Here is a 26,532-nt window from a genome sequence, read left to right on the forward strand (position 1 = left end):
TAACGATTTCCGCCGCCGCCACCGCCACCGCCACCGCCACCGCCACCGATTTGCCCAACTATACGTATTTGTTGCTCATATACCCCTTGAAACCCTGTCACCATAACGACGACTTTTGGATCTCTAATATAGACACTCAACTCTTTTTCCATGGTTCGTGCCATTTCATAGGGTGTTTTACCTATAGCAACAACGTCTTCCACTAAGGGAAGTGTAATTTTACCATCAGGCCGTACAGGAACTGACATAGAAACATCAGGATGACCCCATACAAAAATATCAACATTATCTCCAGGGCCAATTATATAAGTATAATCGTCTGACAATGTTGCATCATTCTTTAATGGAGGATATGAACATCCGGTAAAGACTAAAGAACACATAATTAAAATCAGCGTACTATAATTAAAACTTCGCATTTTTTTCCTCTATTTTTTAAACAATTCATTTATCACTTTTATTAAATAATAATTCTTTAATGCCCACGAATTTTATTAATTATTTCCTGCTTCATCTTTTCTGCCACTTTGCGTTCTGGAAATACAATTCCTTGTTTTGCTAGTTCAATAGCTTGATCAATTTGCACCAAGGCCGCACTATTATTACCATTTTTATATTCCGCTACGCCTAAATGATACCTGAAGACAGGAACCTTAGGTGACTTAATCATTAATTGTTTGAAAACTTTTAGGGCACCTTTTGTATCACCATTATGCAATAAAACCCATGCATAAGTATCTTGGTAATAAGCTTGTTCAGAATACGCAAAGGATTCCGTTAACTGTTGTGCACGCTTTAAATTATTAGCATTAGGAAAATGATCTACTAATAAGGTTGCTAAATTATTAGCCGCAACATCTAACTCTGGATTATTAGCTATTAATAGCTCATAAATTTCTACCGCTTGCTTATACTTCTGTTGTTGCTCATAAAGTGATGCTAACGCTAAAGACAATCTTATATTTCTAGGGTGTACTTTTAAACCCTCTTGGTAAACAGATATAGCTTTATCAGTTTTCCCCATCGCTATATAGACTTTAGCTAAATGATGGTGTGCTAAAGCGATCTGAGGTTTTTCCTTTATTAAGGCCTTTAATAAGGAAATAGCTTTAGTATATTTTTTGTCATTCGTATATAGTTCAGCTAACAATAGAACGGATGCTACATTATTTTTATTTTCTTTAAGCTGCCCTTGAAGAAATTTAACCATTTCTGAACGCTTATTAAGCTTTTCATAACAGCTACTTAAATTCTGTAATACTTGCAGCTGCTGTGGAAACTTGACTAAAATTTCTTTATAAGCCGCTATTGCTTTGTTGTACTCACCCTGACCTTGCAAGATATTCGCTTGATAAAATTTAGCCAAATCTTGACCTTTAGCTAACCTAGCAAGCTGGGAAACAGCTTTACTCGCTTCATCCCATTTCTCTTCTAGCATATTTAATTGTACTATCTTTTGTATAAAGACTAAATTTTTCGGCTCTTTTCTCAAGGCTTTTTCAATTAATTCACGTGCATATTTTGTATCATGCTGTGCCATTAAGTGGTTAAAAATAGCTAAAACTGCTTGAGCATTCGCAGGGTTAATATCTAATGCGGCTTTAAATGTATTCTCTGCTTTCTGTCTATCCCCTTCAACCAAATAGAGCTGCGCTAATAAAGCCAAGGCTTCATCCGATTTAGGGTGACTCCAAATAATTTTATCTAAATACGCATGTGCTTGCTTATATTGTTCTTTAACTAATAAAAGACGGACTTTTAATAATTTAGCATCGACCTGATTTGGTAAAGCACTTAATATCTCTGTTGCAATTTTTTCAGTGCTCGCATAATCACCCGAGTCAAATGCAATTTTCGCCAATAAAATATTAGCTTCTACACCGGTATCTGAATTTTTTTCAGCTGCCACTACTTGTTTGAGCATAGTTTTAGCTCTTGAAGTATTGCCCTTAGCTAACATCCATTTGGAGAAATCAAATAACTGTTTAGGCTGCTTAACAAGTTGGTCACTAAATACTTGAATTTGAGCATCAACCTTATCATTATCTGTTACCGCAAGAAATTCCAATAATAAAACTTTCGGTGTCAATTCACTCGGCTTTTCTACTACCAAGTTGCGTAACAAGCTCTCCGCTTTATCCGTTTTCCCTGATTTAGCATAAACCTTAGCAAGTGTAATTTTATAGCTATCATTTTCAGGAAAAAGAGCAATTAAACTTAAATAATCCTTAATAACCGCATCGACATCGTTTTGTTTAGCGTGAATTTGAATTTTAAATAAATGCAAAGCAACATTTTTTTCATCTTCAGCTATCGCTTTATCTAATAATGCCAAAGCGTCTACTTTTTTATCTTGCTGCATTAAAATCATAGACTTTAATGTCAAGGCTTCAACATGCACAGCATTTTTTTCTAAAATAGAATTAATAATTGCTAGGGCTTCATTTTGCTTTTTCTCTCTAAGTAAAGCAGATGCTTTTAAAACTAAGGCTTCTGTATCTTGAGGATTTTTAGCAAGTAAAATCTCAGCGTGTTCCAATGCTTCATCGACTTTACCTAGCAATAATTTCAGCTTACCCAATTTAATATGCGCTTGTTGATGCTCAGGCTCTAACTTTAGTGTCTTCTCTAAATTATCCTGCATTGCATAATAATTTCTGGCCTTTTCATCTAGCAATGCTAAATAAAAATAAGTTTCTCCCGTCGATTTATTACCTTGCTTAGCTGTTTTTAATTCTAGCTGGGCGGCTGCAAAATCACCTTTTTCTAATAATTCTTTCCCTTTTTTTAGATGGTTTGCTGCAGCTTCCTCTTCAGTTTCACAGGCGACCAAAACCAAGCTTAGTGATACCGCCAAAATACTTGCTGTCACTTTATTTTTTATCTGGATATTCCCCATCATCTACATCCTATAGTCTTAAACTTAATTACTGTTTTTTATTTTTACTTTTTATTTTTTATTTTTACTTTTTATTTTCAATTTAAGCAAGTGCACACGGCGCCCATCTGCGCGCATAACTTCAAAACGAAACCGCCCCTCTTCTACTTTTTCACCCTTCCTAGGCATATGCTCTAATCGACCCACAATAAACCCACCGACCGTATCAAACGCTTCGGTATCAAAATTCGTTGCAAAATACTCATTAAAATCTTCTAATGGTGTTAGTGCTTGAACTATATATTCTTTATCATTACGCTTAGTAATATATTCCTCATCAGCGTAATCGTGCTCATCTTCTATCTCACCAACAATTTGCTCTAACACATCTTCAATGGTGACTATGCCAGCTACCGCGCCATATTCATCGACTACAATTGCCATATGATTACGCTTGGCGCGAAACTCTTTTAATAAAACATTCAGTCGCTTACTTTCTGGCACAACTGTCGGTGTGCGCATCAACTCTTCAACTTTGATATCTTTACTATTAAGTGCATGGGCTAATAAATCTTTAGCTAATAAAATACCAACAACTTCACTTTTATCTTCACCAATAACAGGAAAACGTGAATGCCCGTACTCAATAACCGTTGGATAAATTTCAGTTAACCGCGCATCTTTTTTTAATACGATCATTTTTTTTCGCGGCACCATAACATCACGCGCACGTTGCTCAGAGACCTTTAAAACACCCTCTAACATTTCTAAAGCATACTTATCAAGAAGATGCTTTCCTTCAGCTTCCCGCAAAATTTCGAGTAAATCCTCTCTGTCCTGAGGTTCATTATTCATAATCTGACCTATACGTCCTATCCAACTTTTTTGCGGAGGTTTGGTACTATCCGCGAGCTCGTCAGCCATTTACTTCTTTCTCCTGATAAGGGTTATCAATGTGTAACTCCTGTAATAGAATAATTTCTTTGCTTTCCATTTCTATCGCTTCATCATTTGTTAGATGGTCATAGCCTAACAAATGTAAAACGCCATGTATAATTATATGTGCCCAATGAGCACTTAATGTCTTATTTTGTTGCTCTGCTTCTTGCTCTAAAACAGCGGCACAAACAACTAAATCACCTAACAAATCAATTGCTTCAACTCCATCGGGAAGCTCAAAAGGAAAACTTAAAATATTAGTTGCGCCGAGCTTACCGCGGTATCGACTGTTCAACTCAATCATCTCCTGAGTATCAATAATGCGAATTAAAATTTCGGCATCTTGATTATAATCAGCAAGCGCTGTTTCTACCCATAGCTGAAAATCATCATCACTAGGCAAGGAATCAAGATCAACAATGCGCTGAATATCCAGCCAACGTGCTAGCATTAGCTGTGTGCTCGTTCGTAATTCTCGTAAGCAATAACGATACGCTGCACTAAGGGATGACGCACAATATCTTTAGCGCCAAAAAAAGTAAAACTGATACCCTCCACTTTATCTAACACCTTAAGTACATGTTTTAAGCCCGACATCTTTTCATTTGGTAAATCAATTTGCGTAATATCCCCAGTAATAACTGCCGTTGAGCCAAAACCTACGCGAGTCAAAAACATTTTAATTTGCTCAGTTGTGGTATTTTGCGCCTCATCTAAGATAATAAACGAATCATTCAGTGTACGACCTCGCATAAAAGCTAATGGTGCAACCTCTATAATTTTACGTTCGATTAATTTTTCCGCGCGCTCAAAGCCTAGCATTTCATATAAAGCATCATACAAAGGACGTAAATAGGGGTCGACTTTTTGCGCCATATCACCCGGTAAAAAACCTAGTTTCTCACCGGCTTCTACTGCGGGTCTAACTAACACAATACGTCTAACTTGTTCTGATTGTAGCGCCTCAACAGCGCAAGCAACCGCTAGATAGGTTTTTCCAGTCCCAGCAGGTCCGATACCAAAATTAATATCATGATTTAAGATTCTTCTCAGATAATCTTTTTGATTTGCACCGCGCCCTTTTAGGACACCTCGCTTAGTTTTAATAAAAACCTCAGAGAGGTTATCATCTTGACCAATATCTTCGATATGCGCATCCTGCATCGATAGATGAATATGTTCTGGCGTGATTTCCTCGTGTTCAGCTTCAATAAATAACTTATTTAACACTGCTCCAGTTCCTTTAACTGCCTCAGCAGTTCCAGAGACATTAAATTGATTGCCACGATTAGCAATCTCCACTTGTAAGCGCTGCTCGATTTGCTGTAAATTACCATTAAATTCGCCACATAAATTTGCTAAGCGCTGATTATCTGCGGGTTCTAAAATTAACTCTAGCGTTTCTGTACTCACGCATTAAACCTTATGAATGATTTTATCAAGAGAAGACTCAACCGCCCTACCTCTTAAAGAATTAGGTAATGCTTCAGTAATTAAAACATCAACAAACTGACCCACTAGACGTGGATGACCAATAAAATTCACCACACGGTTATTTTCAGTACGCCCCGTCACTTGTAATTGATTTTTCTTAGAAAGTCCTTCCACTAAAACCGTTTGCACAGTATCAACCATACCATTAGAAATGGCCTTGGTCATTTCATCTAGGCGTTTTTGTAATAGGCTCAGCCTTTCTTTTTTAGTATCGTCGGAGGTGTCATCAGGAAATTCTGCCGCTGGCGTACCAGGGCGTGCACTATAAATAAAACTATACGAAAAATCAAAACCTACTTGTTCAATTAAATCTAATGTATCTGCAAAATCCTGATCTGTTTCACCCGGAAAGCCAATAATAAAATCAGAGGATAAACTAATATCCGGACGCACTGCTTTGACTTTTTCCATGGTCGCCAAATAATCCGCTCGTGTATGTCCTCGCTTCATCATCGCTAATATATTGTCACTACCACTTTGTACCGGTAAGTGCAAATGATTAACTAACTCTGGAATAGCTTCGAAAGCATCGACCAATTCATCTGTAAATTCAATCGGGTGTGAAGTAGTAAAGCGAATTCGGTCAATACCATCAACTGCCGCGACAAAATGTAATAACAAAGCAAAATCTGCTATTTCACCTTCATTCATTTCGCCACGATAAGCATTAACATTTTGCCCGAGTAGATTAACTTCACGTACACCTTGCTCGGCTAAGGTAGTGATTTCTTCTAATACACTTTGTACAGGACGGCTAATTTCTTCACCACGCGTATAGGGCACAACACAGAAAGTACAATACTTACTACAACCCTCCATAACCGAAACAAAAGCCTTTGGGCCTTCAGCACGCGGTTCAGGTAAAGCATCAAATTTCTCAATCTCTGGAAAAGAAATATCAACGACGTGTTTTTCACCACTACGTGCTTTATTTAATAATTCAGGTAAACGATGCAAAGTTTGTGGGCCAAAAACAATATCCACAAAAGGCGCACGCTTTTGAATCGCCACGCCTTCTTGACTAGCAACGCAACCACCAACACCAATAATCACATCAGGACGCTGGTCTTTAATTTTACGCCAGCGGCCTAGTAAAGAAAAAACCTTCTCCTGCGCTTTCTCTCTAATAGAACAAGTATTTAACAACAAAACATCTGCTTCTTCAGGTGTTTCAGTTAACTCTATGCCATGAGAGGCTTTTAGTACGTCGGCCATTTTATCCGAATCATACTCGTTCATTTGACAACCCGTTGTCAAAACAAATAATTTCTGCGCCATAGACTGCTTAGATTTCTATTGTTTATTACTAACAACCATCACCAACCCGTGATAGTAAATCGATTATTATACCTTGTGAAATTTTGTTCTGAAAATTATCAAACAACCATTAAAAAATACTTCCCTATTACATAATAATTGTCACACGGCATAAAACTATTTTTTCACTTTATTCAAAAAATGATCCATCTTCTCTGCTTTCGTTTGTAAATAAGCCTGATTATCACAATTAGACTCAACCTGTATCGAAATACGACCTTTAACATTAACGCCCAACGCTTTTAACTGTTCTATTTTATTAGGGTTATTAGTAATTAATTGAATCGACTGCACCTTTAAATTGGCTAATATTAACGCTGCAATCGTATATTCACGCTCATCCGCTAAATGACCTAGATGGATATTTGCATCGACAGTATCCATACCTTGATCTTGCAAATTATAGGCTTGTAGCTTTTTGAGCAAACCTATGCCACGCCCTTCTTGCCGCAAATAAATCAACACACCCATGCCATGCTCACTGATTAATTGCAAAGCTTTATCTAATTGCTCGCCACAATCACAGCGCCGTGAACCAAGCACATCACCCGTAAAACATTCAGAATGAATACGTACCGGCACATCTTCTTTATTTGCCACTTTACCAAAAACTAATGCAACATGTTCTTTATCATCAATAGTATTACTAAAATAATGCAATACAAACTCGCCATACTGGGTCGGAATGCGGGTTTGTACCAAATTGTTAACTTCGTTTGTCAATGCGTTAAAACCTATTATAAATCAATAGAAAGGGTGAATGAATACCGTAGATTACAATTTAACTAACACTTCTGCACGGCCTTTTTCAGCCATATCACCACCAAAACGCTGCACACGATCAAAAGCCTGCGTTGCATCAGCAAACTTAGAATCCAATTTAGCAAAAGATTTAAACAAAATTGGCAAAAATGCCAAGGTATGCGAACCACAATCATTAAAGGTCGCCGATAAGGTCGGTTGCTGCCATAACAGCAAAGTACCACGTTGCATCGCATAACCTAAGAAACGACCTGTTGACCCCATAACTGCAATCGTACCTGCCACCATACGTGAACCACAATAATCACCGGCATTGCCTTCAATTAACAGTGTACCGCGACGCATGTGATCGCCTGCACGCTGGCCGACATTACCTTTGATAATAATCGTCCCCCCTTTCATACCTTTTTTATTGCCCGGCAAGGCTGCACCCAAAAAATCTCCCGCATTACCATTTACCGTTAATAAGCCATTTTTCATTTCGCAGGCAGCATATAAACCCACATTACCATTAACCATAACCGACCCTGATTCCATACCCATCGCTAAATAAGCACCGGCATCACCTTCAATGGTGACACTGCCTTCTTGTAAATCTTTAGCAATAAAATCCAGTTTATCAAAGCTATTTTTAATAAAAATAATCTGTGTATCTGAGCCAGAAATATCAAACAATGCATCAACACGCAGTTTGCGCTTACCATTTTGTAACTCAATAGCCGCAATTTCAGCAATACTCAGGCCTTTTAATAATTGACATGTCAGAGGTGACATATCTACCCGTTGTGCCGTTGCTTGTTTAACCGTAAACGTTAAAGCACTCATGCCATAATCTCCTGTAAATGAAAATGGAACGGTCCTAATTTACCCCCATAATTTCCTGCGCTAATGCGTTTAATACCGTTGGCAGCACCTAAGTCACAAACGGCCTGTATGCCAACACGCATCGCTTTATCTATATCCTCCTTAGTCAGGCCATCAATAACAATTTCCATCACTGACTCAATTTCGGGTGACAAATCTGTTTTTGTTATACCTTTCAATGTCGGGCAAAACGCATCATTAGTCGATGCACCTAAAGCGGGATATTTAGAGCCTACTTTAGAGCCAGAGCGCACTACACCGCCAGGAAATGGCATAATCACATTAGGCATTTTCTTCATTTCGATGATGGCCGCTTCACAAGCCGCTAAAGCTTGTGGTTGCGACTCCGCTAGTACCAGAAAGTTACCACCACCCACCGCATCAACTCGACCTGTCGTCGCCTCGGTTAAAAACTCACCGTCCATCACCGGTACGCGCCAATAACGCTTACCAGCAATTTTTTTTGCTATTTGAAAGCCATCACCAAAATAGCGTAAATTTTTTCCCAACGGGATTTGCAAGCCTTCATCAATGCCAGCAAATAAAGCCGAGGTTGGCGATGTTAAGACGCACTGCCCCGCACGCGTTTCTAATTGTTTAGCTAATCCTTTACCACCCATGGCAAAAATCAAGACTGACACACCAGGACGACCATCTGGCGTTTCAGAAGGATCTAACACGCGCTCAATACCTGCTTCACAACCACATGCAATCACTGAGGTTGCAAAACCTGTCATCGCTTGGGCAGAAATCATCGCCCATTTCTCATTTTGCGCGGTAATAATTGCGCGTGTTGCTTTCATTGGAAACGCTTCAGCGAAGGTTTCATCAATGCTTACACCATTAATAATCATATTCCAGAACTCACTTTAAGTAATAATGCAGTGATTAAGGCAGTTTGTAAAAATCCAGCACCTACAATCCAGCGTATTAATTCAGACTTTGTATCAGCAATTTTTAATTCGAGCTTTAATTCCATTTCTCTAAGGTCATGCTTTAAGGCTAACTCCGTTTCTCTAAGGTCTTGTTTTGTTGCAACTTCAGAACTATGAACTTGCTCCAATGCTGCATTAACAGACTCCTGCTGTAAACGCGTTAAAACCTCAGCCTGAGTTTCAGAAAAGCCAGCATCATGCAGTCGTCGTACAAAATCATGGGTATCAAATACTAAAACACTCACGACACAGAATTCAAGCTATGTGTTGTTAAACTACCACGCCCATCTTCGGTCATTTCATCATCACTAATTTTAAAGTTACCCACTTTCATGGTCATAAAACGATTAAAGTATTTTTCTAAGCCTTTTTCAACCGAGTTATCCCAGTCAGGACGAACAATATGCGTCGTCCCCCACTTTGTGTGCACAACTTCACCATCAACCACCACTAATTCACCATCTTTGAAAACGTAGTCCGGTTTTTCAAACATTTTCTCACGATCAGCATTATCGGTATAAACCGTAATATCGGCCCATGCGCCTTCACCTAAACTGCCGCGATCATCTAAACCTACTAATTTAGCCGCGCCTGCACGCGTTAAAATCGCAATTTCTTGTAAACTATATTCACGGTCAATCGATGCTAAGGTGGTCATTTTTTGCGCTTCTGGATGAATCGTTGACAACATATCATTACGAAAGCTTTTATCCATTAATAAACGAATTAAATGTGGATAAGTAGTAAACGGGGCACCATTAGGGTGATCCGTAGTTAAAAATACACGCCATGGGTCATCAACCAATAAGAAAATTTCTAGACCAATCGCCCATTGCAAGGCATTTACAAAGTTCTGGTCGCGATATTTAAACGGCACCACACCACAACCTGCATCACACTCAATATCCATACACACCCATTTATTTGGGTTAGCAAAACCATGATTAGCATGTTGGCGCATATTATCGCCTGATGCAGTAATGGTTTGTCCAAATAAAATTTGCCCGACATCCGCGGTGATGTTTTTATTTTTATTAATGGCTTCAGCAATCGCTGCGCCACCTGAGGAGAACTTGAAATCCCCTTCCGTGCCATAACTATGAAATTGAATATGGGTTAAATGCATCGGTAACCCACCAATCCCTTGAATAGTATCCAAAGTCGTGCCAAGATTACCAGGCACGCCTAGATTACAACCATGCACATGCAAAGGATGCTTAACACCAATTTCTTTTACAGCTGTCGCTAATACTTGCAAAATATCGCGTGGGCTGACGCCATAATGGGCATTTTGTTCATCTAGCTCTAACTTTCGCTGGTTAAATTTAAAGGCATTAATCCCCCCCGGATTCACCACTTTGACACCAATAGCTTTGGCAGCATTCATGGTCCAAGCGACATAATCATTAATAGCTTTCTGATCTTTTTTAGCCGTCAGCATACGCAGCAAATAATCATCACTGCCGAGCATAACGTAGCCGCCCTTATCCAAAATTGGAATATCGGCCATTTCCATATGTGCCTGTCGTGCATTCACCGGTAATATTGCAGGTTCAAATCCTGCCGTATAGCCCATTTCAGCATAACGATAACCCGTTGCAAAAGTACTTGGCATGGCGTGCCCACAACCAGAACGGGTAATATCAGAGCGATGTACTGGATCTTTGCGATGATCTTCAGGAATCAACATACGTGCAATATTGCCCTTACCACCACCAATATGCGTGTGCATATCAATGGCGCCAGACATTACCACTTTACCTTTTAAGTCGTATTCTTTATCAATTTTCACATCAGCGGCAGGTTGTTTTACAAAACGCCCATCCTGAACATACAAGTTTTGTACCTGTCCATCAATACCACTGGCAGGATCATAAACTGTGCCACCTGTTAATTTTATCAACATGATTATTCTTTCCTACAAAGCGTGTTCAATTGCATTCAAAACCTCAGCCGTACTAGGCAAGCCTGAATCACGTAATTTTTTAAGATGAATGGCAATAACATTATCCAAACGATAAGCATGGCCTGCATGATCTATCCCTGGCGTACCTATGGGTATAAATACCTCGGGTTCTTTAGCAAAAGTCATTCCTGAACGTGCCACCACAACCGTGGGTAACTCGGTTACAGGTGGAACAGAAGCACTATTAAACGCTTGCACCCAAAACAGTACGTCGGCTTCACCATTGGCTAGCATAACATTGCTATCATAGAGAAAAGGATCATATTCAGGAAAGCCACTGGAGAAACGCGTCCGCGCAGGGTAAGCCGAAGTCCAACCACACACTTGATTTGCCGTTTGATCACCTTCTTTTCCCCCTAAAGGAAAACCAGAACAGCGTGTATCCATGGTGTTAATATCTTTGACCATTTCACACAGCATTTGTACCGTAAGTTCGGCATGGTCAAAGCCTAAAGCCCCAGCTGCCCATGTTACTACACCGTATTTAGCGGCTTTTAATTGCTCAGCTATCCCTTGTAAATCATTAATAGCAACACCGCACACGGATTCAGCAACAATTTTTCGACCTTTAACTAAAGCGCGTAAAACAGCCATTACCTCAGGTAAATCTGCATCCGCACAAGGAATAACTTTTGCTTTACCACCCGTCGGTGAAGTCGATGCTTCGCCAGAAGGGACTTTACCTAAATAAACGACATCGCGTTGACTGGTGTCATCCAAAAACATGGACTCTTTATTCCACAAATATCGTTCAAAAAAGCGCGGTGAAAAACCTTCTAAATCGACACCTACGACTAATAAAAAATCACAACGGTTTTTGATTTCTGCCAAAGTCGTCGTCATCCACCCCGTATCTTGTAATGCCAAAAAATTACGCCGTGCCGCTGGAAAATTAACATTATCAACGACCGCACCCGCTTTATCAGCTACAGCCATCACACCACGCATGCCATTAACATCGGTTGCGCAACCGCCAATAACGGGTTGATTACTAGCGCGTAATAAGTCTGCCGCTTTCGCAACAGCAAGTTCCAAACTAACTTCCTTACCGTTCACACGCGCACTGGTATCAGTAATGTCTTGCTCAAATGCAGGTGTATTGACTGCACAGCCATTTTCACTCACTTTAACGGATAAGCCTTCTACATGAATAGTTAGGTCATCGGTTCCAATACCGCAAAATGGACTGGGTACTTCAGTTATTTCAGTCACTTGCTATTCCTCTCAATTATCTTTTTTAATATATTTAAATCGTGGGTCATTAGGCGTTCCTTCAAAAATGCCTTGCGATGTTTCTGCTGCATCCCACATAACGACTTCTTCAATTTTTTTCGCTAAAGCAAAATCTTTTTCGGTAATGCCTTTAGCTGAATGCGTGACTAATTTGACTATAACGAATGCGTAAGACACAGTTAAATCAGGGTGGTGCCACGCTTTTTCAGCAAGATGCCCAACCGTATTAACCACCATTAAGCTTGCTTTCCAGCCGCTAGTTTTTATTTTGCGCCGAATCCAGCCTTTTTCATAAAACCAATGCGGCAATTCCGCAGCAAGTCGCAATTCAATTTCAGCTTCTGTATACACTTGTTCCGTCACGGTACCTCTCCAGCATTTAATTAAATAGCTATTATGCCATGGATTAAGTGAAATAAATCCTATTCTACTAAAAACTCAGGCAAAGCAATGATTGGAATTCCAAGCTCTTTTGCTTTTTCTCGATCTTGTTCAGTATTATACCCCCAGTCTACAAACTGTAACTCTACTTCGCTTAAGTCTTCGTTACTTCGTACTTTCAACAAAGTTGCCAATCGATCCTCAATAAAACAAATCTTTTCTTTAGGATGCATATAGATTAACTCTGTCAACACAGCCGACTTACTTATACGGCGATCTAAACCATAAATATCACTAGGTAATTCAATTTGATTGGCTTCTAAAATTTTTTCAACAAAACGCTCTTGCTTAGTCGTAACAATATACCAAGCACGACCTGCCAATTGGCGTAATTTTTCAGCAACACCAGGAAATAAAACATTCATAGCAATCCATTCCTCTGGTTCATTCTGTATCCATTGATCTCGAGTTTTGCCAAATAAACTTTTTAGCAAAGGTACTTCAGAGGCAAATTGCACAAAAAATGACTGGATATTTGCTTGGATATGCTCAACTGTTTCTCCTTGTTGCAATAAACGCATAAAAATTACCGCCTCATAACCCGTTTTCAGATACGGGCGCAAGGCATGAAACTGCTTAATTTGCAGGTCGCTTGGAGTCGTTCCAGCCATATCAGACCAAACTTGAGTAGCCACCTTCCAGCCAGTAAGCGCTGTTTCTACCGCGCTATCACACAGCACACCATCAAAATCTAATGCATAAACAAGGCTTTGTTTCATGAATTCGTACCATACAAGTTAGAGTATCAAAGAAAGCGCAGCTAATGTAACCCAACATTTTATGCACAAAATAATATTAGCGCAGCACTCCCTGAGATACGCAAAAGAACAACAAAAGAATTAAAAAAATTTCTTATACTGTTTTTTATATCATAACTTTAAGAGTTGCTGTACAAGAATAGATTTTTTTACTTAAAAAAATCTATTCTATTAAGCGAGACAAGCTTTATTTTTCAAACACGCTACGAATGACCGTAACAATTTCTTTAACTGTTTTATCACTCAATTCAGAACAAATTGGCAATGACAAACAGCGTGCAGCAATTGCCTCAGTTACTGGCAAGCTCATTCCCGCGCACTGCTCTTTAAAAACATTTTGCTGATGCAATGGCACCGGATAATAAACTGCACAGCCAATATTTTTAGCTTGCAAAGCCTCTAAAATCTCATCTCGCCTATCTGCCAACAATGTATATTGATGATAAACATGTACACCCATACCATCTTCATGTGGCGTTTCTAGCGGTAAATCAGCCATTAATTCAGAATATAAATGCGCAGCATGCCGACGTCTATCATTATAACAATCAATTCGTTTTAATTTAGCACGTAAAACAACGGCTTGCATATCATCAAGACGGCTATTAAAACCAATGACATCATGATAATAACGGACACTAGAACCATGATTACGTAACTGCTTAACTTTCGCAGCCGTTGCATCAGAGTTCGTTGTTACTAGCCCTCCATCACCAAAAGCCCCTAGATTTTTACTTGGAAAAAAGCTAAAACCCGCAGAATCACCAATACTGCCAGTTTGCTTACCCTCAATTGACGCACCAAAAGACTGGGCACAATCTTCTATAATTTTCAAATTATGCTTCTCACATACTGCTTTAATGGCACCCATATCTACAGGCTGACCAAATAAATGTACCGGCATAACGGCTTTAGTTTTAGGCGTTATTGCAGCCTCAACTGCTGCAGCGGTAATATTAAATGTTTTGGGGTCTATATCAACAAAAATGGGCTTCGCGCCCACATAACAAATAGCTTCAGCAGTGGCGATAAAAGTAAAAGCACTGGTAATAACCTCATCACCTTCACCAATACCATCAGCTAATAATGCCAAATGCAAAGCATCTGTACCTGAAGCAACACCAATAGCATGTTTAACACCTAAATACTCGGCCGCTTCTTTTTCGAAGCCTTGAACATTAGGACCTAAAATAAAAGAACAATTTTCTATTGTTTGCGCTAAGCCTTGCTCAACTTCATCTTTTATTGCAGCGTACTGCGCTTTCAGGTTTACCATTGGAATCATAATTATTACTACCTTTAATTTTTAATATGAGTGTTTGCCTATTTCTAAGCAATATGACAATACTTCGCACGGCCACAATTGCGAAATATAAGCGACAGCAAGACTATTGAAGCAATTTAGTAATTTCAATTGCAGTGGCTAAAGCTCGGCGGCCAGCGTCACCTGATACATCTGGCGTATTTCCTGTATGAATACAGTCGACAAAATGTTTAATTTCTTCCAGTAAAGCATCACCATTTTCAAAAACAGATTTTTCTGTTTCAATTTCAGGCACGCCAGGAAACATTTCTTTAGCCCCTGCAAAATGCTTGGTTAATACACGATTCTGAAAATCAATTGAAATATACGAATTTGGACGGAACATACGCATTTTACGTTCCATTTTCATACTGATACGGCTGGCAGTGACGTTAGCCACACAGCCATTTTTAAACGTCAATCGTGCATTGGCAATATCCGTACCTTTTGTTAATACCGCCGTACCACTTGCTTCCATGCGTTCAACTTCAGAATCGACAATGGCTAAAATAATATCAATATCATGAATCATCAGATCCAAAACTACACTGACATCATTTGCACGAGGATTAAAGGGTGATAAACGATGCGACTCAATAAATAAAGGTTTGTCTTCTAATTCACCCAAGCCCATTACCGCAGGGTTAAAGCGCTCTAAATGGCCAACTTGTAAAATAAGACTTTTTTCTTTGGCAATCGCGATCAGTTCATCTGCTTCTTCGACAGTGACAGTAATCGGCTTTTCAACTAAAACATGTGTGCCTGCATTTAAAAAATCTTTAGAGACTTGGTGATGTAAAGTCGTAGGCACCACAATACTGACGGCATCAACCTTACCCAATAAAGACTGATAATCTGTTAAAGCTTCAGCACCATGCTTTTCAGCAACGTCTTTAGCCGCTTGCTCATTAATATCGACAACCGCGACCAGTTCACAATCTGGGAGAGAGGCATATTTTTCCGCATGGAATTTACCCAAGTACCCAGTTCCAATCACAGCACATTTTAGTTTCGTCATAGCGTTTCTTTTGCAATTAAAAATCCACCTATTGTATTATGGATTACAACTTACACCAAACACTACTCCACAAGGGCGAAAAATCAACTAGGAGAGAGTAGGATATTTAAAATCAAATCCTTATTTAATAGTTCCGTTGAGATACTCCTCTATGGAAGCAAATTTTAACAATACCCAACAGCACTGACAGTATTACACAGTCTAAAGTTCCGGACTTTATAGGCTATTTATTTCTCTATCAATATTGACCAAAATTACAAACCCAACATCAAGCTCGCACCATGCTGTTTCAGCCAAGCTCGATGCTGCTGATAATTCGGACAATATTCGGCCACTAAAAGCCAAAAAGCAGCCGAATGGTTACGTTCTTGAATATGACATAACTCATGCACAACGACATATTCCAGCACTTCAGAAGGTGCCAAAATCAACAGCCAATTCAAATGAATATCATTATGAATACCACAGCTTCCCCAGCGACTCTTTTGCTCTTTAATAGTTATTGAACGCGGGCATAACTGATATAGTGCTGCATACTTATCCATATACAGAGCACTATGCTTAGCCGCCATCTGCACCATCCAATGAATAAATACTTTGCGAATAGAATCACTCAACTCTTCCGAACTTAATATAGCCAAAAAACTCTCCGGTACATGGACAATAAAATCCTGCTCAAAAGTAATCCTTATTTGTTGATTCTGACTAGGTTTAATTACCAATATATAGCGCTCACCTTGATAAGGGACCATAGCGCCTTCTTTATATTCAGGTGGTGAAAAACGCGCCATACTATCCACATGTTTCTGTACTTTATTTTTCGCCGACTCTAACCACGCTTGTTTAGCGGCAACAAACTGGTGAATTTGTTTTTCCGACATACACAAAGGTGCAACGACTTCTATTTTTTCAGCAGTAACAATAATTCTTGCTCGCTTAGCACGAGTACTACGACGAATAGAGTAATTTTCTTTTTGACTCATCACTATGCAAGGTAAATCTAAATAATATTTTTAGGGAAAAATGCTCGGGAAATTAATATATACTTTGCCATAACTTACCGCAAAGTTATATCCAGTTTATGAATAAAAAAATCTACCCTCTACTTATCGCTCAATTTTTATCTGCTTTTGCAGATAATGCAATTTTATTCACCGTTATTGCTATGGTCATGCAATCGACTACTTTAGCGACTTGGTATGTCCCCGCATTACAAAGTATGTTTTTAATTGCCTTTGTTATTTTCGCCCCTTGGGTTGGCGGCTTTGCTGACCAGCATGCAAAATCTCATGTCTTAATTGTGGCTAATATTATTAAAGCACTCGGCGCAGGATTATTGCTTTTGCATATCGAACCTTTACTAGCCTACGCCTTAGTGGGTACAGGTGCAGCACTTTATAGTCCAGCAAAATATGGCATATTACCTGAGCTTGCCGAGCATCATTTATTAGTTAAAGCCAATAGCTGGATCGAGGGCTCAACAATTCTTGCCATCCTATTAGGTATGATAGTCGGTGCCCAATTAGCAGATTATTCCATCGACATGGCTTTAAGCGTTATTATTGTTATTTTCACCCTTTCCGCAATCATTACCCTGCTTTTACCTACTCATACCAAGAAAACTGCAGAGCCAGGCTGGAAAATCACTTTATTTATCAGCCACTTAAAAAAATTCCTTATTACACCACGCGCACGCTTTGCGATTTTAGGTGCCTCCATGTTCTGGTTGGCTGCTGCGACCTTACGTGTCATCTTAATTGCTTGGGCACCACTGGTTTTATTAAGCAAAACTGCTAGTGAAATTGCCGAATTAACCCTATTTCTAGCTATCGGCATTATTATCGGCTCAGCCCTTGTGCCACGCATAATCTCATTAGAAAATATACGTCGCGCGCGCTTCCCTGCTGCTATTATGGCGATCTTTATTATCCTACTAAGCTCAACCGATACACTTTGGGGAGCACGAACCATGCTCCTCGCCATTGGCTGCGCAGGTGGAATGTTTATCGTGCCGATTAATGCTGCATTACAAGCATTAGGCCAACAAAGTATTGGTAGCGGATCTGCTGTTGCACTACAAAACTTCTTCCAAAATGTCGCTATGTTAATAGGCGTAGGCTGTTATACCTATGCAAGTTCAATTGATATTAATCCAACTCTTGCCATGGTCAGCTTAGGTCTTTTTACCTTATGTATGACTGCCATTATTACTTACTACCTTCCGAAACAAACACAACGATAAAAATCGTTAGCAAAAAAGGCAATAATATCCACAAGTTATCATGCAGCTACTCGGCAAATCAACGCGCTTGCCAACCTCTCATAAAACAACTAACTAACAGTAGCATTTCTAATTTAGCCACGGCGATACTTTCATCAGAAAGCTGCTGCATCAATAGTTGCATACTCACCCCCTGCATACTATTAACTAGTGCGCGTACAACCTGCTTATCAGGGCACTGATCACCAAGTTTTTTAAATTGCCTGTCAGCCAGCAACAACACACCGACCTGCGCCTGCAAGTATCCTTCAGGAACTGCCTTACCTATAGGCAAATGATGCTCAAATAACATACGCCACAAACCCTCATTAGCAACCACAAAATCTAAATAACCAAGCGCAAACGCCTCTATTGGCACCGGAATTTCTGTCGTCGCCATATAGCTCTCAATAGATTTTGCTAGTTTTTGCCAAGTACGCATTTTGATATGCATAATTAAATCATCCATCCCCGTAAAAACCATATAAATACTACCCACCGTATAACCTATATCCGCAGCAATTTTGCGCACTTTTAAGGCTGAGAAACCGTATTCTTGAACGATATCTTCGGCCGCTTCCAGTATCATTTGCTTTATTTCTTCCTGACTATGTTCACTACGTCTTGCCATATTTCTACCACACTCTGTTCTGATTGATTTAGAATACCCCATTAGTAAACAAGGCTAAAGACTTTCTTACTAGCCATTTGCTTGGAGACCTATGAATCACGAACTTATTACTGTTGTCGATGAATACGATAACTTTATTGAAAATAGACCGCGCAAAGAAGTCCATCAACTCGGTTTACGCCATAGAGCTGTACATATTTTAGTATTTAATGATGCCAATCAAGTTTTTTTACAAAAACGCGCATTAACTAAAGATGTCAATGCTGGACTCTGGGATACCTCAGCCGCAGGGCATGTAGATGCCGGTGAAAGCTATGATGCCTGTGCTCACAGAGAAACCATTGAAGAACTTGGCGTATGCGTCGATGATACGCTTAGCTTTTTATTCAAATTGCCTGCCATACCAGAAACAGGCATGGAATTTGTTCAAGTATATCGCTGCCAACATAATGGCCCCTTTACCTTAGAAGCCGGCGAAATTGACGACGGGCAATGGTTTGATATACAAAAAGTCACCCAACGCGTAAAAACGAACGCCCCCTCTATTACCGACACCTTCAAAACCTTATGGCTAAAATTTGAGGCAATAGACAATGAATAGAAGCAAACTAAATGGCTATTTTAATGAACTGCTCAGCGTCCTAAAATTCAAAGATTATTGCCCAAATGGACTACAAATTGAAGGCGCAGACAGTATTAAAAAAATAGCTTTCGCTGTATCAGCAACCCGTGATTCCATTACTCAAGCCGTTCAGCTAGGTGCCGATACGCTAGTAGTACACCACGGTTTATTTTGGCATTTTCATGGTGCACGCCCCATAACAGGGCACATTGCCAAACGCATTTTTCCTTTAGTGCAAAACAATATTAATTTATTTGCCTACCACCTACCTTTAGATGCACACCCTGAAATAGGTAATGCCGCTGTTTTAGGTAACTTAATCGGCTGCCAGCAACAAAATCCATTCGGCAATTACAAAGGCTGCCCTACTGGCATTGAAGGCATGCTCAGCGAACCTATATCCGCAAAAGAACTCGGACTAAAATTAAATACCCTGCTCAACCATGACATTATTCTCGCCAGCCCCGATGAAGAACAAATAATTGAATCCGTTGGTATTATTACTGGTGGTGCAAACAGTGACTGGATACTCGCCAAACAAGCTGGGCTCGATGCTTATATTACCGGTGAAATTTCTGAACATGATTGGCATGAAAGCCAAGAAAATGACATACATATGTTTGCTGGCGGACATTATGCTACTGAGATTTTCGGCATCTTAGCATTAATGCAACAAGTACAAACACAATTGCATTTAGACTGTTTTTTTATTGATAGTCATAATCCTGCTTAAGAGTGTGGCAGATATTTAACCCACCTCTTTGAAACAGCTATAAATTTAAAACGGGGCAAATTTCTTCCAAATATTAAGCGGATGTACAAATATAATACGTAGACTGCCGTAAACAGAAGTAAGTTGACAAACGTCCTATTAGTGGCGGAGAGCAAGGGATTCGAACCCTTGATACGTTGCCGTATACACACTTTCCAGGCGTGCGCCTTCGGCCGCTCGGCCAGCTCTCCACTGATAGACTGCTCAACGAGCGTTGAACAGCCATCTATAATAATGCAGCTTAGATTTTATTGCAATGAATTAATCTTGCATTGCTTCTAGCTCATCCCAGCGCTGATATGCTTGGGCTAAATCCTTTTCAATTTGCGCTAACTCGCTTAGCACAACTGTAATGACACCTTGCTCTTGCTGATAAAATTTAGGATCTGCTATTTTAGCATTCACAGCTCCTTGTTTAGCTTCCAGCTTGTCAATTTGTGCGGGTAACTCTTCTAGTTCTTTTTTCTCTGTAAAACTTAATTTTTGCTTTTTAGGTGAACTTACTGCTGCCTGAGGCGCTTTTTTCTTGCTTGGTTTGGCAACTAACTTAGCCTGTTTTTTGCTGTATTCTAGCCAATCAGAATAACCACCAACATATTCATTAACGATGCCTTGCCCCTCAAAGACAATAACACTAGTGACTACATTATCTAAAAATACTCTATCATGGCTTACAATCAGCAAAGTTCCTTCGTATTCAACTAGGCGCTCTTCAAGTAATTCTAAAGTCTCCATATCTAAATCATTAGTTGGCTCATCCATAATGATTAAATTGGCTGGCTTAGTAAATAGCTTAGCTAATAAAAGTCTATTTTTCTCACCACCTGATAAGGTTTTAATGGGGGAACGAGCTCTCGCGGGGGCAAATAGAAAATCACTTAAATAAGAGATAACGTGACGTGGTTCGCCATTAATAATAACATGATCATTTCCGCCAGCAATAGCATCAGAAACACTCATTTCTGGGTCTAGCATTTCTCTTAACTGATCAAAATATGCAACCTGTAGTTTTGTGCCCTGCTCAACTACACCGGAATTAGGTTCGATTTCTTTCAGTAATAATTTTAAGAATGTGGTCTTACCTACCCCATTAGGTCCAATCAAACCGATTTTATCACCACGCTGAATAACTGAGGAAAAATGATTAACAATCGGTTTTTCTAGGTAATTAAAGGTGACATCAATGAATTCCACTACTTTTTTACCTGAAATATCACCTCTATCCATAGCAATCTTGGTCGTGCCTTGTAAATTACGACGTTGTGAACGCTCTTTACGCAATGCCATTAAGGCACGGACACGCCCTTCATTTCGTGTCCTACGCGCTTTAACACCTTGGCGTATCCAAACCTCTTCTTCAGCTAATTTCTTGTCAAATAACGCATTTTGCGTGGCTTCCTCCTCAAGTGCGGCTGCTTTTTTTACCAAATAATCTGTATAATCTCCCGGCCAAGAGACTAGATTACCACGGTCTAGGTCAATAATGCGTGTTGCCAATTTTTGCAAAAAAGAACGGTCATGGGTGACGAATAAAATGGCACCTTTAAAATTAAGTAATTGCTCTTCCAACCACAGAATGCTTTCAAGGTCTAGGTGATTGGTTGGCTCATCAAGTAATAACACTTCTGGCTCTATGACCAATGCTTTTGCTAAGGAAACACGACGCTTCCAGCCACCTGACAACCCTGCAATTTTAGTCTCTGCCGGTAAGTTTAAACGGGTTAAGATATTTTCTACACGTTGCTGTATTTGCCAGCCATTATGTACATCTAATTTATGCTGTAAATTACCCATTTCAGTCATAACTGCATCAGTCATTTCCGTCATATGCACGGTCAATTCATGATAACGCTTAATCCACCCTCCTACTTCACCCAACCCGCCAGCAACAACATCATAAATAGTTTCTTCGTCTGGTAAATGAGGCATTTGCTCTAAAACTGCAATACGTAATTCAGGCTTGTACCAGATCTCGCCTTCATCTGCTTGAATTTGCTTCATGACAACCTTCATTAAGGTCGACTTTCCTTCGCCATTCCTACCTAACAATCCAACTCGTTCGCCTTCTTCTAACTGAAATTCTGCCTTATTCAGTAAAGCGTGAGTTCCAAACGCGATTGAGACTTTCTTTAAGCGTAATAATGCCATTAATTTTGTTCCGTTCCTATTTCATTCAAATTGTGACTATTTTAGGGCAAGATTAGGTTTTGCGGGGGAATTTAATTAAAAATAATTTTATTGTATAGCATTGTAAAAGCGGCTTATGACTTTACATCGAGAATATTTATCATTAGAATTGCATGCTGGCCTACACCCTGCCAAATGACTAGCCTATTTGCCTTTTAAAAATACAAGCAACCGACACCTAGAACTTAACAGGGTTATAAAGGAATTACATGCCAAAAAAAATACTGGTCATAGATGACGCACCTTATGTGCAGCAGTTCACAAATGCCCTCACAGAAAAAGGTTACCTTATTTTTGCCATCTCTCCAGGCACTGACCTTTATCAAGTTATCCATCAAGAACAACCCGATTTAGTTATCATCGATGCGTTTTACAACCACAGCTCAATTTTATTAAAACTAAATCATCTGATTGAACATAATATTCCTTTTCTTTTATTCAGTGATGACGAGCATATTGAAGAGTTGATTAAGCCTCACCAACTCGGCGCACTCAGCTTTTTGGTCAAACCTATTACTGACAAACAAATTAAATTAGCAGTAGAAACGACGTTATACTGGCATACCGCAAGATTACAACTAGAGCGCCGCGCCGATAATTTAAATATCACCATAGAAAATAACCGCAAAATCAGTGTTGCATTAGGAATTCTTATGCAACGCTATCAATTAGATAATGCTAAAGCGTTTAGCTTACTCAGAAAGGCAGCTCGCGATGAACAATGCCGAATCCTAGATGTTGCCTTAAAAATAACTGAGAATTTTGAAAGTTCCTTAGCTAACTTTCCAAGCGCTAGCAGTATTGCCAATAATGAACAAGAACAGGCAACAGAATTATTACTCGAACTAAAATATTTACTGACCAGCTAAACAAAAAAGGGGCACAAATAGCGCCCCTTTCTCATTAAGCCCTAACCAAAAGCTACGCAGTTAATTTTAAATACTTTTGATAAAGTGAATCATGTTCCTCTACCTTTGCAGGGTCTTTATCTATACAATCCACTGGACATACTTCTATACATTGCGGCAAATCGTGATGACCCACACATTCAGTACAAAGATCAGGGTCAATAATATAAATATCTTCCCCTTGTGAAATAGCGCCGTTAGGGCACTCTGGCTCACAAACATCGCAATTTATACATTCATCATCAATCAGTAGTGACATTCTTATCCTCTATTAAACTTTTTAAACAATTGCTGTTGTACAATTTCAGGGACGAAGCTAGAAACATCGCCACCTAATCTTGCTATTTCTTTAATCATGCTAGAAGAGATAAACTCGTATTGCTCGGCTGGCGTTAAAAACATAGTTTCTAAGTCAGGCGATAAACGACGATTCATTCCCGCTAGCTGAAATTCATATTCAAAATCTGAGATTGCTCGTAAACCTCTTAAGATTACATTTGCACCCTGCTGTTTAGCGCAATCTACTAATAAATTATCAAAGCCAATAATGCTGACATTTTCAAAATCAGCTGTAACTTGCTGTAATAATTCTACCCGCTGAGTAACCTCAAACAAGGGTGATTTATTACGATTAACCGCAACGGCAACAATCACTTTATGATAAATACGCGCCGCTCGAGCAATAATATCGATATGCCCATTTGTAACGGGATCAAAAGTGCCAGGGTAAATTGCCGTTATATTCATTATCTTATCAAAAATGGCAGCATTTCTAAATGCTCGGTTACTTTTCAAAACCGTACATTATACCTTGCTAAAAATTCGATGGGTAGTTTTTTGGCCTAGCTATTTAAGGAGAGATATATTACAAATAGGTATCACGCTCAAATAAATAATAAGCCACAGCCCCTGCCACCTTATGTTTTAACAATCTCCAGTTTTCAGGCACGCCTTCTAACTGCAATTGCTTTTCTACTTCTATATAAATTTTTGCTTGCGGTGCTAGCCATTGCTTATCTTCTAACCAGCTTAATGCTTGTAGGGCAAGCCCTTTAGCAAAAGGAGGGTCTAAAAATACCAAGTCAAATAACTCGGCATCTCCCGCTAAATAGCGATAAACATCTTGCTGGATAATTTTTATTTGTGATGCCGACAATAGTTCAGCATTTGCCTTTAACTGGCGACATATCTGCGCATTATTATCCACTAGCACAACCTGCTTTGCACCGCGTGAAGCAGCCTCCATACCTAATGCGCCACTCCCCGAATACAAATCTAAACAGCGGCTGCCTAATACATCATATTGTAACCAATTAAATAAGGTTTCACGCACTCTACTTGATGTGGGACGCAAACCCTCTGCATCAGGAAAAGACAGATTACGACCGCGCCATTCCCCACCAATAATTTTAACTTTGTTACTCACTCGCTCCGCCTACGCTAATTATTTGCAATAAATTTTCTGGTACACGACGCTTAAAGGCTGCTTTAATATCCTCTTTACTGACCTGTGCAACTTTATTTTGAAAAGTTTCCAAATAATCCAAAGGTAATTGATAAAAAGCAATCATCGCTACATAATTTAATAATTTACGATTATTATCAAAACGCAAAACAAAGCCACCGGTGATATTTTTCTTAGCGGCTGCTAACTCAGAGTCACTAGGGCCATTCTCTATAAAATCATGTAAGGTTTTTTGCAATACGTCTATTGCCACTTTTCTTTGTTTATTTTGCGTTTGCAGGCCCATAGTAAAAGGCCCTTTTTTAGCTAAAGGTGAAAAATAGCTGTAAGCACTATAAGCAAGACCACGCTTTTCGCGGATTTCATTAAATAATATTGAAACTAAGCCGCTGCCCCCTAATATATGATTACCCACATACAAGGAAAAATAATCTGCATCTATTCTGGATAACACGGGTAAACCTGCCAAAACATGAGTTTGCGTGGATGGAAAATCAATATGCTTGACTTTGCTCTTACTGGGTAAAGTTACATCAGCTAACGGCCTAGCCACCCGCCCTTGCTCTAATGGCGCATAGAGCTGTTCAGCAATATGCTTTGCTTGCATTTCTGTTAAATCGCCAACAATAACTAGAACCGCATTTTTAGCGCCATAATATTGCTGATAAAACTGCTTAACATCATCTACTGTTAGTGCACTAATGGCTTTAATCGAGCCACTACTTAAGTGCGCATAAGGATGTCGGCCATATAAGGCTTGATAAAAGGCTTGTTGTGCAATATAAGCTGGTCGCTCTTGCTGTTGCTTTAGCTCCATTAACATTTGGCTTTTAATGCGTTGAAAATCATCCTCTTTAAACTGTGGCTGTGCAGCAATCGCTTGGAAAGTAGCCAAAGCCTGATCAAGTAACCGCTTATCAGTCAATGACCGTACCGATATCTGCGCATAATCTTGATTAACTCCTGCGCTATATTGAGCCCCAACCTCTTCAAATCTGAGAGCAATTTGATCAGCACTCCATACACCTGCTCCCGTTTCTAATAAGCGATTAGTTAACATAGCAAGGCCATAATATTGGCCATCACGCGCACTCCCTGCCGCAAATTGCAAACGTACATCAACCATCGGCAAGCCAGTGCTTTGCACAAAATAAACACGCCCTCCTTGGCTGCTTTGCCAATGCTGAATAGGTGCAACAGCAAAGACCTGCATCGCACACCAAGCCAATACCATACCTGAGATCCATTGTTTAATGCGCATAATTCGCTCCCATTTTATTTTCCATTAGCATGCTTTGTGGCTCCAAATAAGCAATACTTAACTGTGATTCCACTAAATATTTTTTTGCCACTGCACGGACTTGTTCGGCAGTCACTTGGTTTATTTTCTGCATATACACTTCTGATGTTTGCCAACCTAAGCCCACCGTTTCATGCATCCCTAGTTTCATAGCCTGATAAAATAAAGAGTCTTGCTCATAAACAGAATGCGCTAAGACTTGAGCTTTAACTCGTGCCAGTTCTTTTTGGTCAATTAGCTCGCTTTGCAAAGCACGTATTTCTGTTTTTAATGCTATTTCCATATCTAATAGGCTTTTACCTTTTACTGGGGTCGCTTCAAATAAAAACAACTCCTCCAACCGCGCGCCTAAGGAATGTGCATGAAATAACTTAGGCAACTTATAAAGTTGTTGCGTCAGGAATGGCAGTATAATTCCATTGCCTCAGGTGCTCATCAAATACAATTCGCATTGACTCTTTAAAACCCTCTGCAACTTT

At 39.5% G+C, this 26,532-nt stretch carries 28 protein-coding genes and 1 tRNA gene; 4 read left to right on the forward strand and 25 right to left on the reverse strand.

Features of this window, described 5'->3' with window-relative positions:
• From BQ7314_RS02160 to BQ7314_RS02240, 17 genes are all read right to left on the reverse strand, one after another.
• A partial coding sequence (locus BQ7314_RS02160; RefSeq protein WP_174482064.1) for a polysaccharide biosynthesis/export family protein occupies positions 1 to 419 on the reverse strand: 419 nt, incomplete at its 3' end.
• Between the two features lie 56 nt (positions 420 to 475).
• On the reverse strand, positions 476 to 2,902 hold the full coding sequence (locus tag BQ7314_RS02165; RefSeq protein ID WP_174482065.1) for a tetratricopeptide repeat protein: 2,427 nt from the start codon (positions 2,900 to 2,902) through the stop codon (positions 476 to 478).
• A gap of 48 nt (positions 2,903 to 2,950) precedes the next feature.
• The gene (locus BQ7314_RS02170) at positions 2,951 to 3,802 is read right to left on the reverse strand and encodes a CorC family transporter (protein ID WP_174482066.1); all 852 of its coding nucleotides are present in this window, start codon (positions 3,800 to 3,802) and stop codon (positions 2,951 to 2,953) included.
• Positions 3,795 to 4,268 (reverse strand): rRNA maturation RNase YbeY, encoded by a 474-nt coding sequence (gene ybeY, locus BQ7314_RS02175; RefSeq protein ID WP_174482067.1) that lies wholly within the window; start codon positions 4,266 to 4,268, stop codon positions 3,795 to 3,797. Before ybeY ends, BQ7314_RS02170 begins: the two co-directional genes overlap by 8 nt.
• A complete protein-coding gene (locus BQ7314_RS02180; protein WP_174482068.1) occupies positions 4,268 to 5,230 on the reverse strand; it encodes a PhoH family protein in 963 nt (320 codons plus the stop codon). The genes ybeY and BQ7314_RS02180 overlap by 1 nt, the downstream gene beginning before the upstream one ends.
• Positions 5,231 to 5,233: 3 nt before the next feature.
• Positions 5,234 to 6,589: a tRNA (N6-isopentenyl adenosine(37)-C2)-methylthiotransferase MiaB gene (gene miaB / locus BQ7314_RS02185; RefSeq protein WP_174482069.1), complete on the reverse strand. Its 1,356-nt coding sequence runs from the start codon at positions 6,587 to 6,589 to the stop codon at positions 5,234 to 5,236.
• 156 nt (positions 6,590 to 6,745) lie between these two features.
• Positions 6,746 to 7,351 (reverse strand): GTP cyclohydrolase II, encoded by a 606-nt coding sequence (gene ribA, locus BQ7314_RS02190; protein ID WP_174482070.1) that lies wholly within the window; start codon positions 7,349 to 7,351, stop codon positions 6,746 to 6,748.
• A 51-nt stretch (positions 7,352 to 7,402) separates the two neighbouring features.
• Positions 7,403 to 8,215 carry a formylmethanofuran dehydrogenase subunit C gene (locus BQ7314_RS02195; protein ID WP_174482071.1) on the reverse strand — a complete coding sequence of 271 codons (813 nt, stop codon included), beginning with the start codon at positions 8,213 to 8,215 and terminating at the stop codon, positions 7,403 to 7,405.
• Positions 8,212 to 9,108: a formylmethanofuran--tetrahydromethanopterin N-formyltransferase gene (fhcD, locus tag BQ7314_RS02200; RefSeq protein WP_174482072.1), complete on the reverse strand. Its 897-nt coding sequence runs from the start codon at positions 9,106 to 9,108 to the stop codon at positions 8,212 to 8,214. The genes BQ7314_RS02195 and fhcD overlap by 4 nt, the downstream gene beginning before the upstream one ends.
• Positions 9,105 to 9,434, reverse strand: a complete 330-nt coding sequence (locus BQ7314_RS02205; RefSeq protein WP_174482073.1) for a coiled-coil domain-containing protein — start codon at positions 9,432 to 9,434, stop codon at positions 9,105 to 9,107. The genes fhcD and BQ7314_RS02205 overlap by 4 nt, the downstream gene beginning before the upstream one ends.
• Complete coding sequence (locus BQ7314_RS02210) at positions 9,431 to 11,095, reverse strand: formylmethanofuran dehydrogenase subunit A (protein ID WP_174482074.1); 1,665 nt, start codon at positions 11,093 to 11,095, stop codon at positions 9,431 to 9,433. The genes BQ7314_RS02205 and BQ7314_RS02210 overlap by 4 nt, the downstream gene beginning before the upstream one ends.
• A gap of 12 nt (positions 11,096 to 11,107) precedes the next feature.
• A complete protein-coding gene (locus BQ7314_RS02215; protein WP_174482075.1) occupies positions 11,108 to 12,367 on the reverse strand; it encodes a formylmethanofuran dehydrogenase subunit B in 1,260 nt (419 codons plus the stop codon).
• Positions 12,368 to 12,379: 12 nt separating this feature from the next.
• On the reverse strand, positions 12,380 to 12,751 hold the full coding sequence (locus BQ7314_RS02220; RefSeq protein ID WP_174482076.1) for a 4a-hydroxytetrahydrobiopterin dehydratase: 372 nt from the start codon (positions 12,749 to 12,751) through the stop codon (positions 12,380 to 12,382).
• 59 nt (positions 12,752 to 12,810) lie between these two features.
• Complete coding sequence (locus BQ7314_RS02225) at positions 12,811 to 13,548, reverse strand: HAD family hydrolase (protein ID WP_174482077.1); 738 nt, start codon at positions 13,546 to 13,548, stop codon at positions 12,811 to 12,813.
• A 226-nt stretch (positions 13,549 to 13,774) separates the two neighbouring features.
• On the reverse strand, positions 13,775 to 14,872 hold the full coding sequence (locus BQ7314_RS02230) for a DegT/DnrJ/EryC1/StrS family aminotransferase (protein WP_174482078.1): 1,098 nt from the start codon (positions 14,870 to 14,872) through the stop codon (positions 13,775 to 13,777).
• Positions 14,873 to 14,975: 103 nt separating this feature from the next.
• The gene (locus tag BQ7314_RS02235) at positions 14,976 to 15,908 is read right to left on the reverse strand and encodes a Gfo/Idh/MocA family protein (RefSeq protein ID WP_174482079.1); all 933 of its coding nucleotides are present in this window, start codon (positions 15,906 to 15,908) and stop codon (positions 14,976 to 14,978) included.
• A gap of 254 nt (positions 15,909 to 16,162) precedes the next feature.
• Positions 16,163 to 16,891, reverse strand: coding sequence for a M48 family metallopeptidase (locus BQ7314_RS02240; RefSeq protein WP_174482080.1), 729 nt, complete (start codon positions 16,889 to 16,891; stop codon positions 16,163 to 16,165).
• A 98-nt stretch (positions 16,892 to 16,989) separates the two neighbouring features.
• Here BQ7314_RS02240 and lplT point away from each other — a divergent pair, with 98 nt between their 5' ends.
• Complete coding sequence (lplT, locus tag BQ7314_RS02245; protein WP_174482081.1) at positions 16,990 to 18,150, forward strand: lysophospholipid transporter LplT; 1,161 nt, start codon at positions 16,990 to 16,992, stop codon at positions 18,148 to 18,150.
• Positions 18,151 to 18,208: 58 nt separating this feature from the next.
• Here the strand turns inward: lplT and BQ7314_RS02250 are convergent, their stop codons facing one another.
• On the reverse strand, positions 18,209 to 18,799 hold the full coding sequence (locus tag BQ7314_RS02250) for a TetR/AcrR family transcriptional regulator (RefSeq protein ID WP_174482082.1): 591 nt from the start codon (positions 18,797 to 18,799) through the stop codon (positions 18,209 to 18,211).
• Positions 18,800 to 18,890: 91 nt separating this feature from the next.
• Here BQ7314_RS02250 and BQ7314_RS02255 point away from each other — a divergent pair, with 91 nt between their 5' ends.
• Together BQ7314_RS02255 and BQ7314_RS02260 are read left to right on the forward strand one after the other, a co-directional pair.
• A complete protein-coding gene (locus BQ7314_RS02255) occupies positions 18,891 to 19,400 on the forward strand; it encodes an NUDIX hydrolase (RefSeq protein WP_174482083.1) in 510 nt (169 codons plus the stop codon).
• Positions 19,393 to 20,154 carry a Nif3-like dinuclear metal center hexameric protein gene (locus BQ7314_RS02260; protein WP_174482084.1) on the forward strand — a complete coding sequence of 254 codons (762 nt, stop codon included), beginning with the start codon at positions 19,393 to 19,395 and terminating at the stop codon, positions 20,152 to 20,154. The genes BQ7314_RS02255 and BQ7314_RS02260 overlap by 8 nt, the downstream gene beginning before the upstream one ends.
• Before the next feature lie 142 nt (positions 20,155 to 20,296).
• Here the strand turns inward: BQ7314_RS02260 and BQ7314_RS02265 are convergent.
• Together BQ7314_RS02265 and BQ7314_RS02270 are read right to left on the reverse strand one after the other, a co-directional pair.
• Positions 20,297 to 20,384, reverse strand: a tRNA-Ser gene (locus BQ7314_RS02265).
• Positions 20,385 to 20,454: 70 nt separating this feature from the next.
• Entirely contained in the window at positions 20,455 to 22,341 is a 1,887-nt protein-coding gene (locus tag BQ7314_RS02270) for an ATP-binding cassette domain-containing protein (RefSeq protein WP_174482085.1), read from the reverse strand.
• A gap of 248 nt (positions 22,342 to 22,589) precedes the next feature.
• On the opposite strand from BQ7314_RS02270, the gene BQ7314_RS02275 reads away from it, so the two are divergent.
• Entirely contained in the window at positions 22,590 to 23,249 is a 660-nt protein-coding gene (locus BQ7314_RS02275; RefSeq protein WP_174482086.1) for an ANTAR domain-containing response regulator, read from the forward strand.
• A 52-nt stretch (positions 23,250 to 23,301) separates the two neighbouring features.
• On the opposite strand, the gene BQ7314_RS02280 is transcribed toward BQ7314_RS02275, so the two are convergent.
• The 5 genes from BQ7314_RS02280 to BQ7314_RS02300 all read right to left on the reverse strand — a co-directional run bounded on the left by BQ7314_RS02280 (position 23,302) and on the right by BQ7314_RS02300 (position 26,432).
• The gene (locus BQ7314_RS02280) at positions 23,302 to 23,547 is read right to left on the reverse strand and encodes a YfhL family 4Fe-4S dicluster ferredoxin (RefSeq protein WP_174482087.1); all 246 of its coding nucleotides are present in this window, start codon (positions 23,545 to 23,547) and stop codon (positions 23,302 to 23,304) included.
• Between the two features lie 2 nt (positions 23,548 to 23,549).
• Positions 23,550 to 24,035, reverse strand: coding sequence for a pantetheine-phosphate adenylyltransferase (gene coaD, locus BQ7314_RS02285; protein ID WP_174482088.1), 486 nt, complete (start codon positions 24,033 to 24,035; stop codon positions 23,550 to 23,552).
• Between the two features lie 118 nt (positions 24,036 to 24,153).
• Positions 24,154 to 24,714, reverse strand: coding sequence for a 16S rRNA (guanine(966)-N(2))-methyltransferase RsmD (rsmD, locus tag BQ7314_RS02290; protein WP_174482089.1), 561 nt, complete (start codon positions 24,712 to 24,714; stop codon positions 24,154 to 24,156).
• On the reverse strand, positions 24,707 to 26,014 hold the full coding sequence (locus tag BQ7314_RS02295) for a M16 family metallopeptidase (RefSeq protein ID WP_174482090.1): 1,308 nt from the start codon (positions 26,012 to 26,014) through the stop codon (positions 24,707 to 24,709). The genes rsmD and BQ7314_RS02295 overlap by 8 nt, the downstream gene beginning before the upstream one ends.
• Positions 26,004 to 26,432 carry an insulinase family protein gene (locus BQ7314_RS02300; protein ID WP_174482091.1) on the reverse strand — a complete coding sequence of 143 codons (429 nt, stop codon included), beginning with the start codon at positions 26,430 to 26,432 and terminating at the stop codon, positions 26,004 to 26,006. Before BQ7314_RS02300 ends, BQ7314_RS02295 begins: the two co-directional genes overlap by 11 nt.
• Positions 26,433 to 26,532: the final 100 nt, after the last annotated feature.

It is taken from the genome of methanotrophic endosymbiont of Bathymodiolus puteoserpentis (Logatchev), from assembly GCF_900128525.1.
Taxonomy (GTDB): domain Bacteria; phylum Pseudomonadota; class Gammaproteobacteria; order Methylococcales; family Methylomonadaceae; genus Methyloprofundus.

Bases quoted from the DNA above. Each gene is read 5' to 3' on its own strand.
- lplT (WP_174482081.1), top strand. From the start codon at position 16,990: ATGAATAAAAAAATCTACCCTCTACTTATCGCTCAATTTTTATCTGCT.
- BQ7314_RS02195 (WP_174482071.1), bottom strand. From the start codon at position 8,215: ATGAGTGCTTTAACGTTTACGGTTAAACAAGCAACGGCACAACGGGTA.
- BQ7314_RS02295 (WP_174482090.1), bottom strand. From the start codon at position 26,014: ATGCGCATTAAACAATGGATCTCAGGTATGGTATTGGCTTGGTGTGCG.
- BQ7314_RS02250 (WP_174482082.1), bottom strand. From the start codon at position 18,799: ATGGCAAGACGTAGTGAACATAGTCAGGAAGAAATAAAGCAAATGATA.
- BQ7314_RS02270 (WP_174482085.1), bottom strand. From the start codon at position 22,341: ATGGCATTATTACGCTTAAAGAAAGTCTCAATCGCGTTTGGAACTCAC.
- BQ7314_RS02230 (WP_174482078.1), bottom strand. From the start codon at position 14,872: ATGATTCCAATGGTAAACCTGAAAGCGCAGTACGCTGCAATAAAAGAT.
- BQ7314_RS02280 (WP_174482087.1), bottom strand. From the start codon at position 23,547: ATGTCACTACTGATTGATGATGAATGTATAAATTGCGATGTTTGTGAG.
- BQ7314_RS02235 (WP_174482079.1), bottom strand. From the start codon at position 15,908: ATGACGAAACTAAAATGTGCTGTGATTGGAACTGGGTACTTGGGTAAA.
- miaB (WP_174482069.1), bottom strand. From the start codon at position 6,589: ATGGCGCAGAAATTATTTGTTTTGACAACGGGTTGTCAAATGAACGAG.
- fhcD (WP_174482072.1), bottom strand. From the start codon at position 9,108: ATGATTATTAATGGTGTAAGCATTGATGAAACCTTCGCTGAAGCGTTT.
- BQ7314_RS02275 (WP_174482086.1), top strand. From the start codon at position 22,590: ATGCCAAAAAAAATACTGGTCATAGATGACGCACCTTATGTGCAGCAG.
- coaD (WP_174482088.1), bottom strand. From the start codon at position 24,035: ATGAATATAACGGCAATTTACCCTGGCACTTTTGATCCCGTTACAAAT.
- BQ7314_RS02240 (WP_174482080.1), bottom strand. From the start codon at position 16,891: ATGAGTCAAAAAGAAAATTACTCTATTCGTCGTAGTACTCGTGCTAAG.
- BQ7314_RS02165 (WP_174482065.1), bottom strand. From the start codon at position 2,902: ATGATGGGGAATATCCAGATAAAAAATAAAGTGACAGCAAGTATTTTG.
- BQ7314_RS02260 (WP_174482084.1), top strand. From the start codon at position 19,393: ATGAATAGAAGCAAACTAAATGGCTATTTTAATGAACTGCTCAGCGTC.
- BQ7314_RS02210 (WP_174482074.1), bottom strand. From the start codon at position 11,095: ATGTTGATAAAATTAACAGGTGGCACAGTTTATGATCCTGCCAGTGGT.
- BQ7314_RS02225 (WP_174482077.1), bottom strand. From the start codon at position 13,548: ATGAAACAAAGCCTTGTTTATGCATTAGATTTTGATGGTGTGCTGTGT.
- BQ7314_RS02255 (WP_174482083.1), top strand. From the start codon at position 18,891: ATGAATCACGAACTTATTACTGTTGTCGATGAATACGATAACTTTATT.
- BQ7314_RS02170 (WP_174482066.1), bottom strand. From the start codon at position 3,802: ATGGCTGACGAGCTCGCGGATAGTACCAAACCTCCGCAAAAAAGTTGG.
- ybeY (WP_174482067.1), bottom strand. From the start codon at position 4,268: ATGCTAGCACGTTGGCTGGATATTCAGCGCATTGTTGATCTTGATTCC.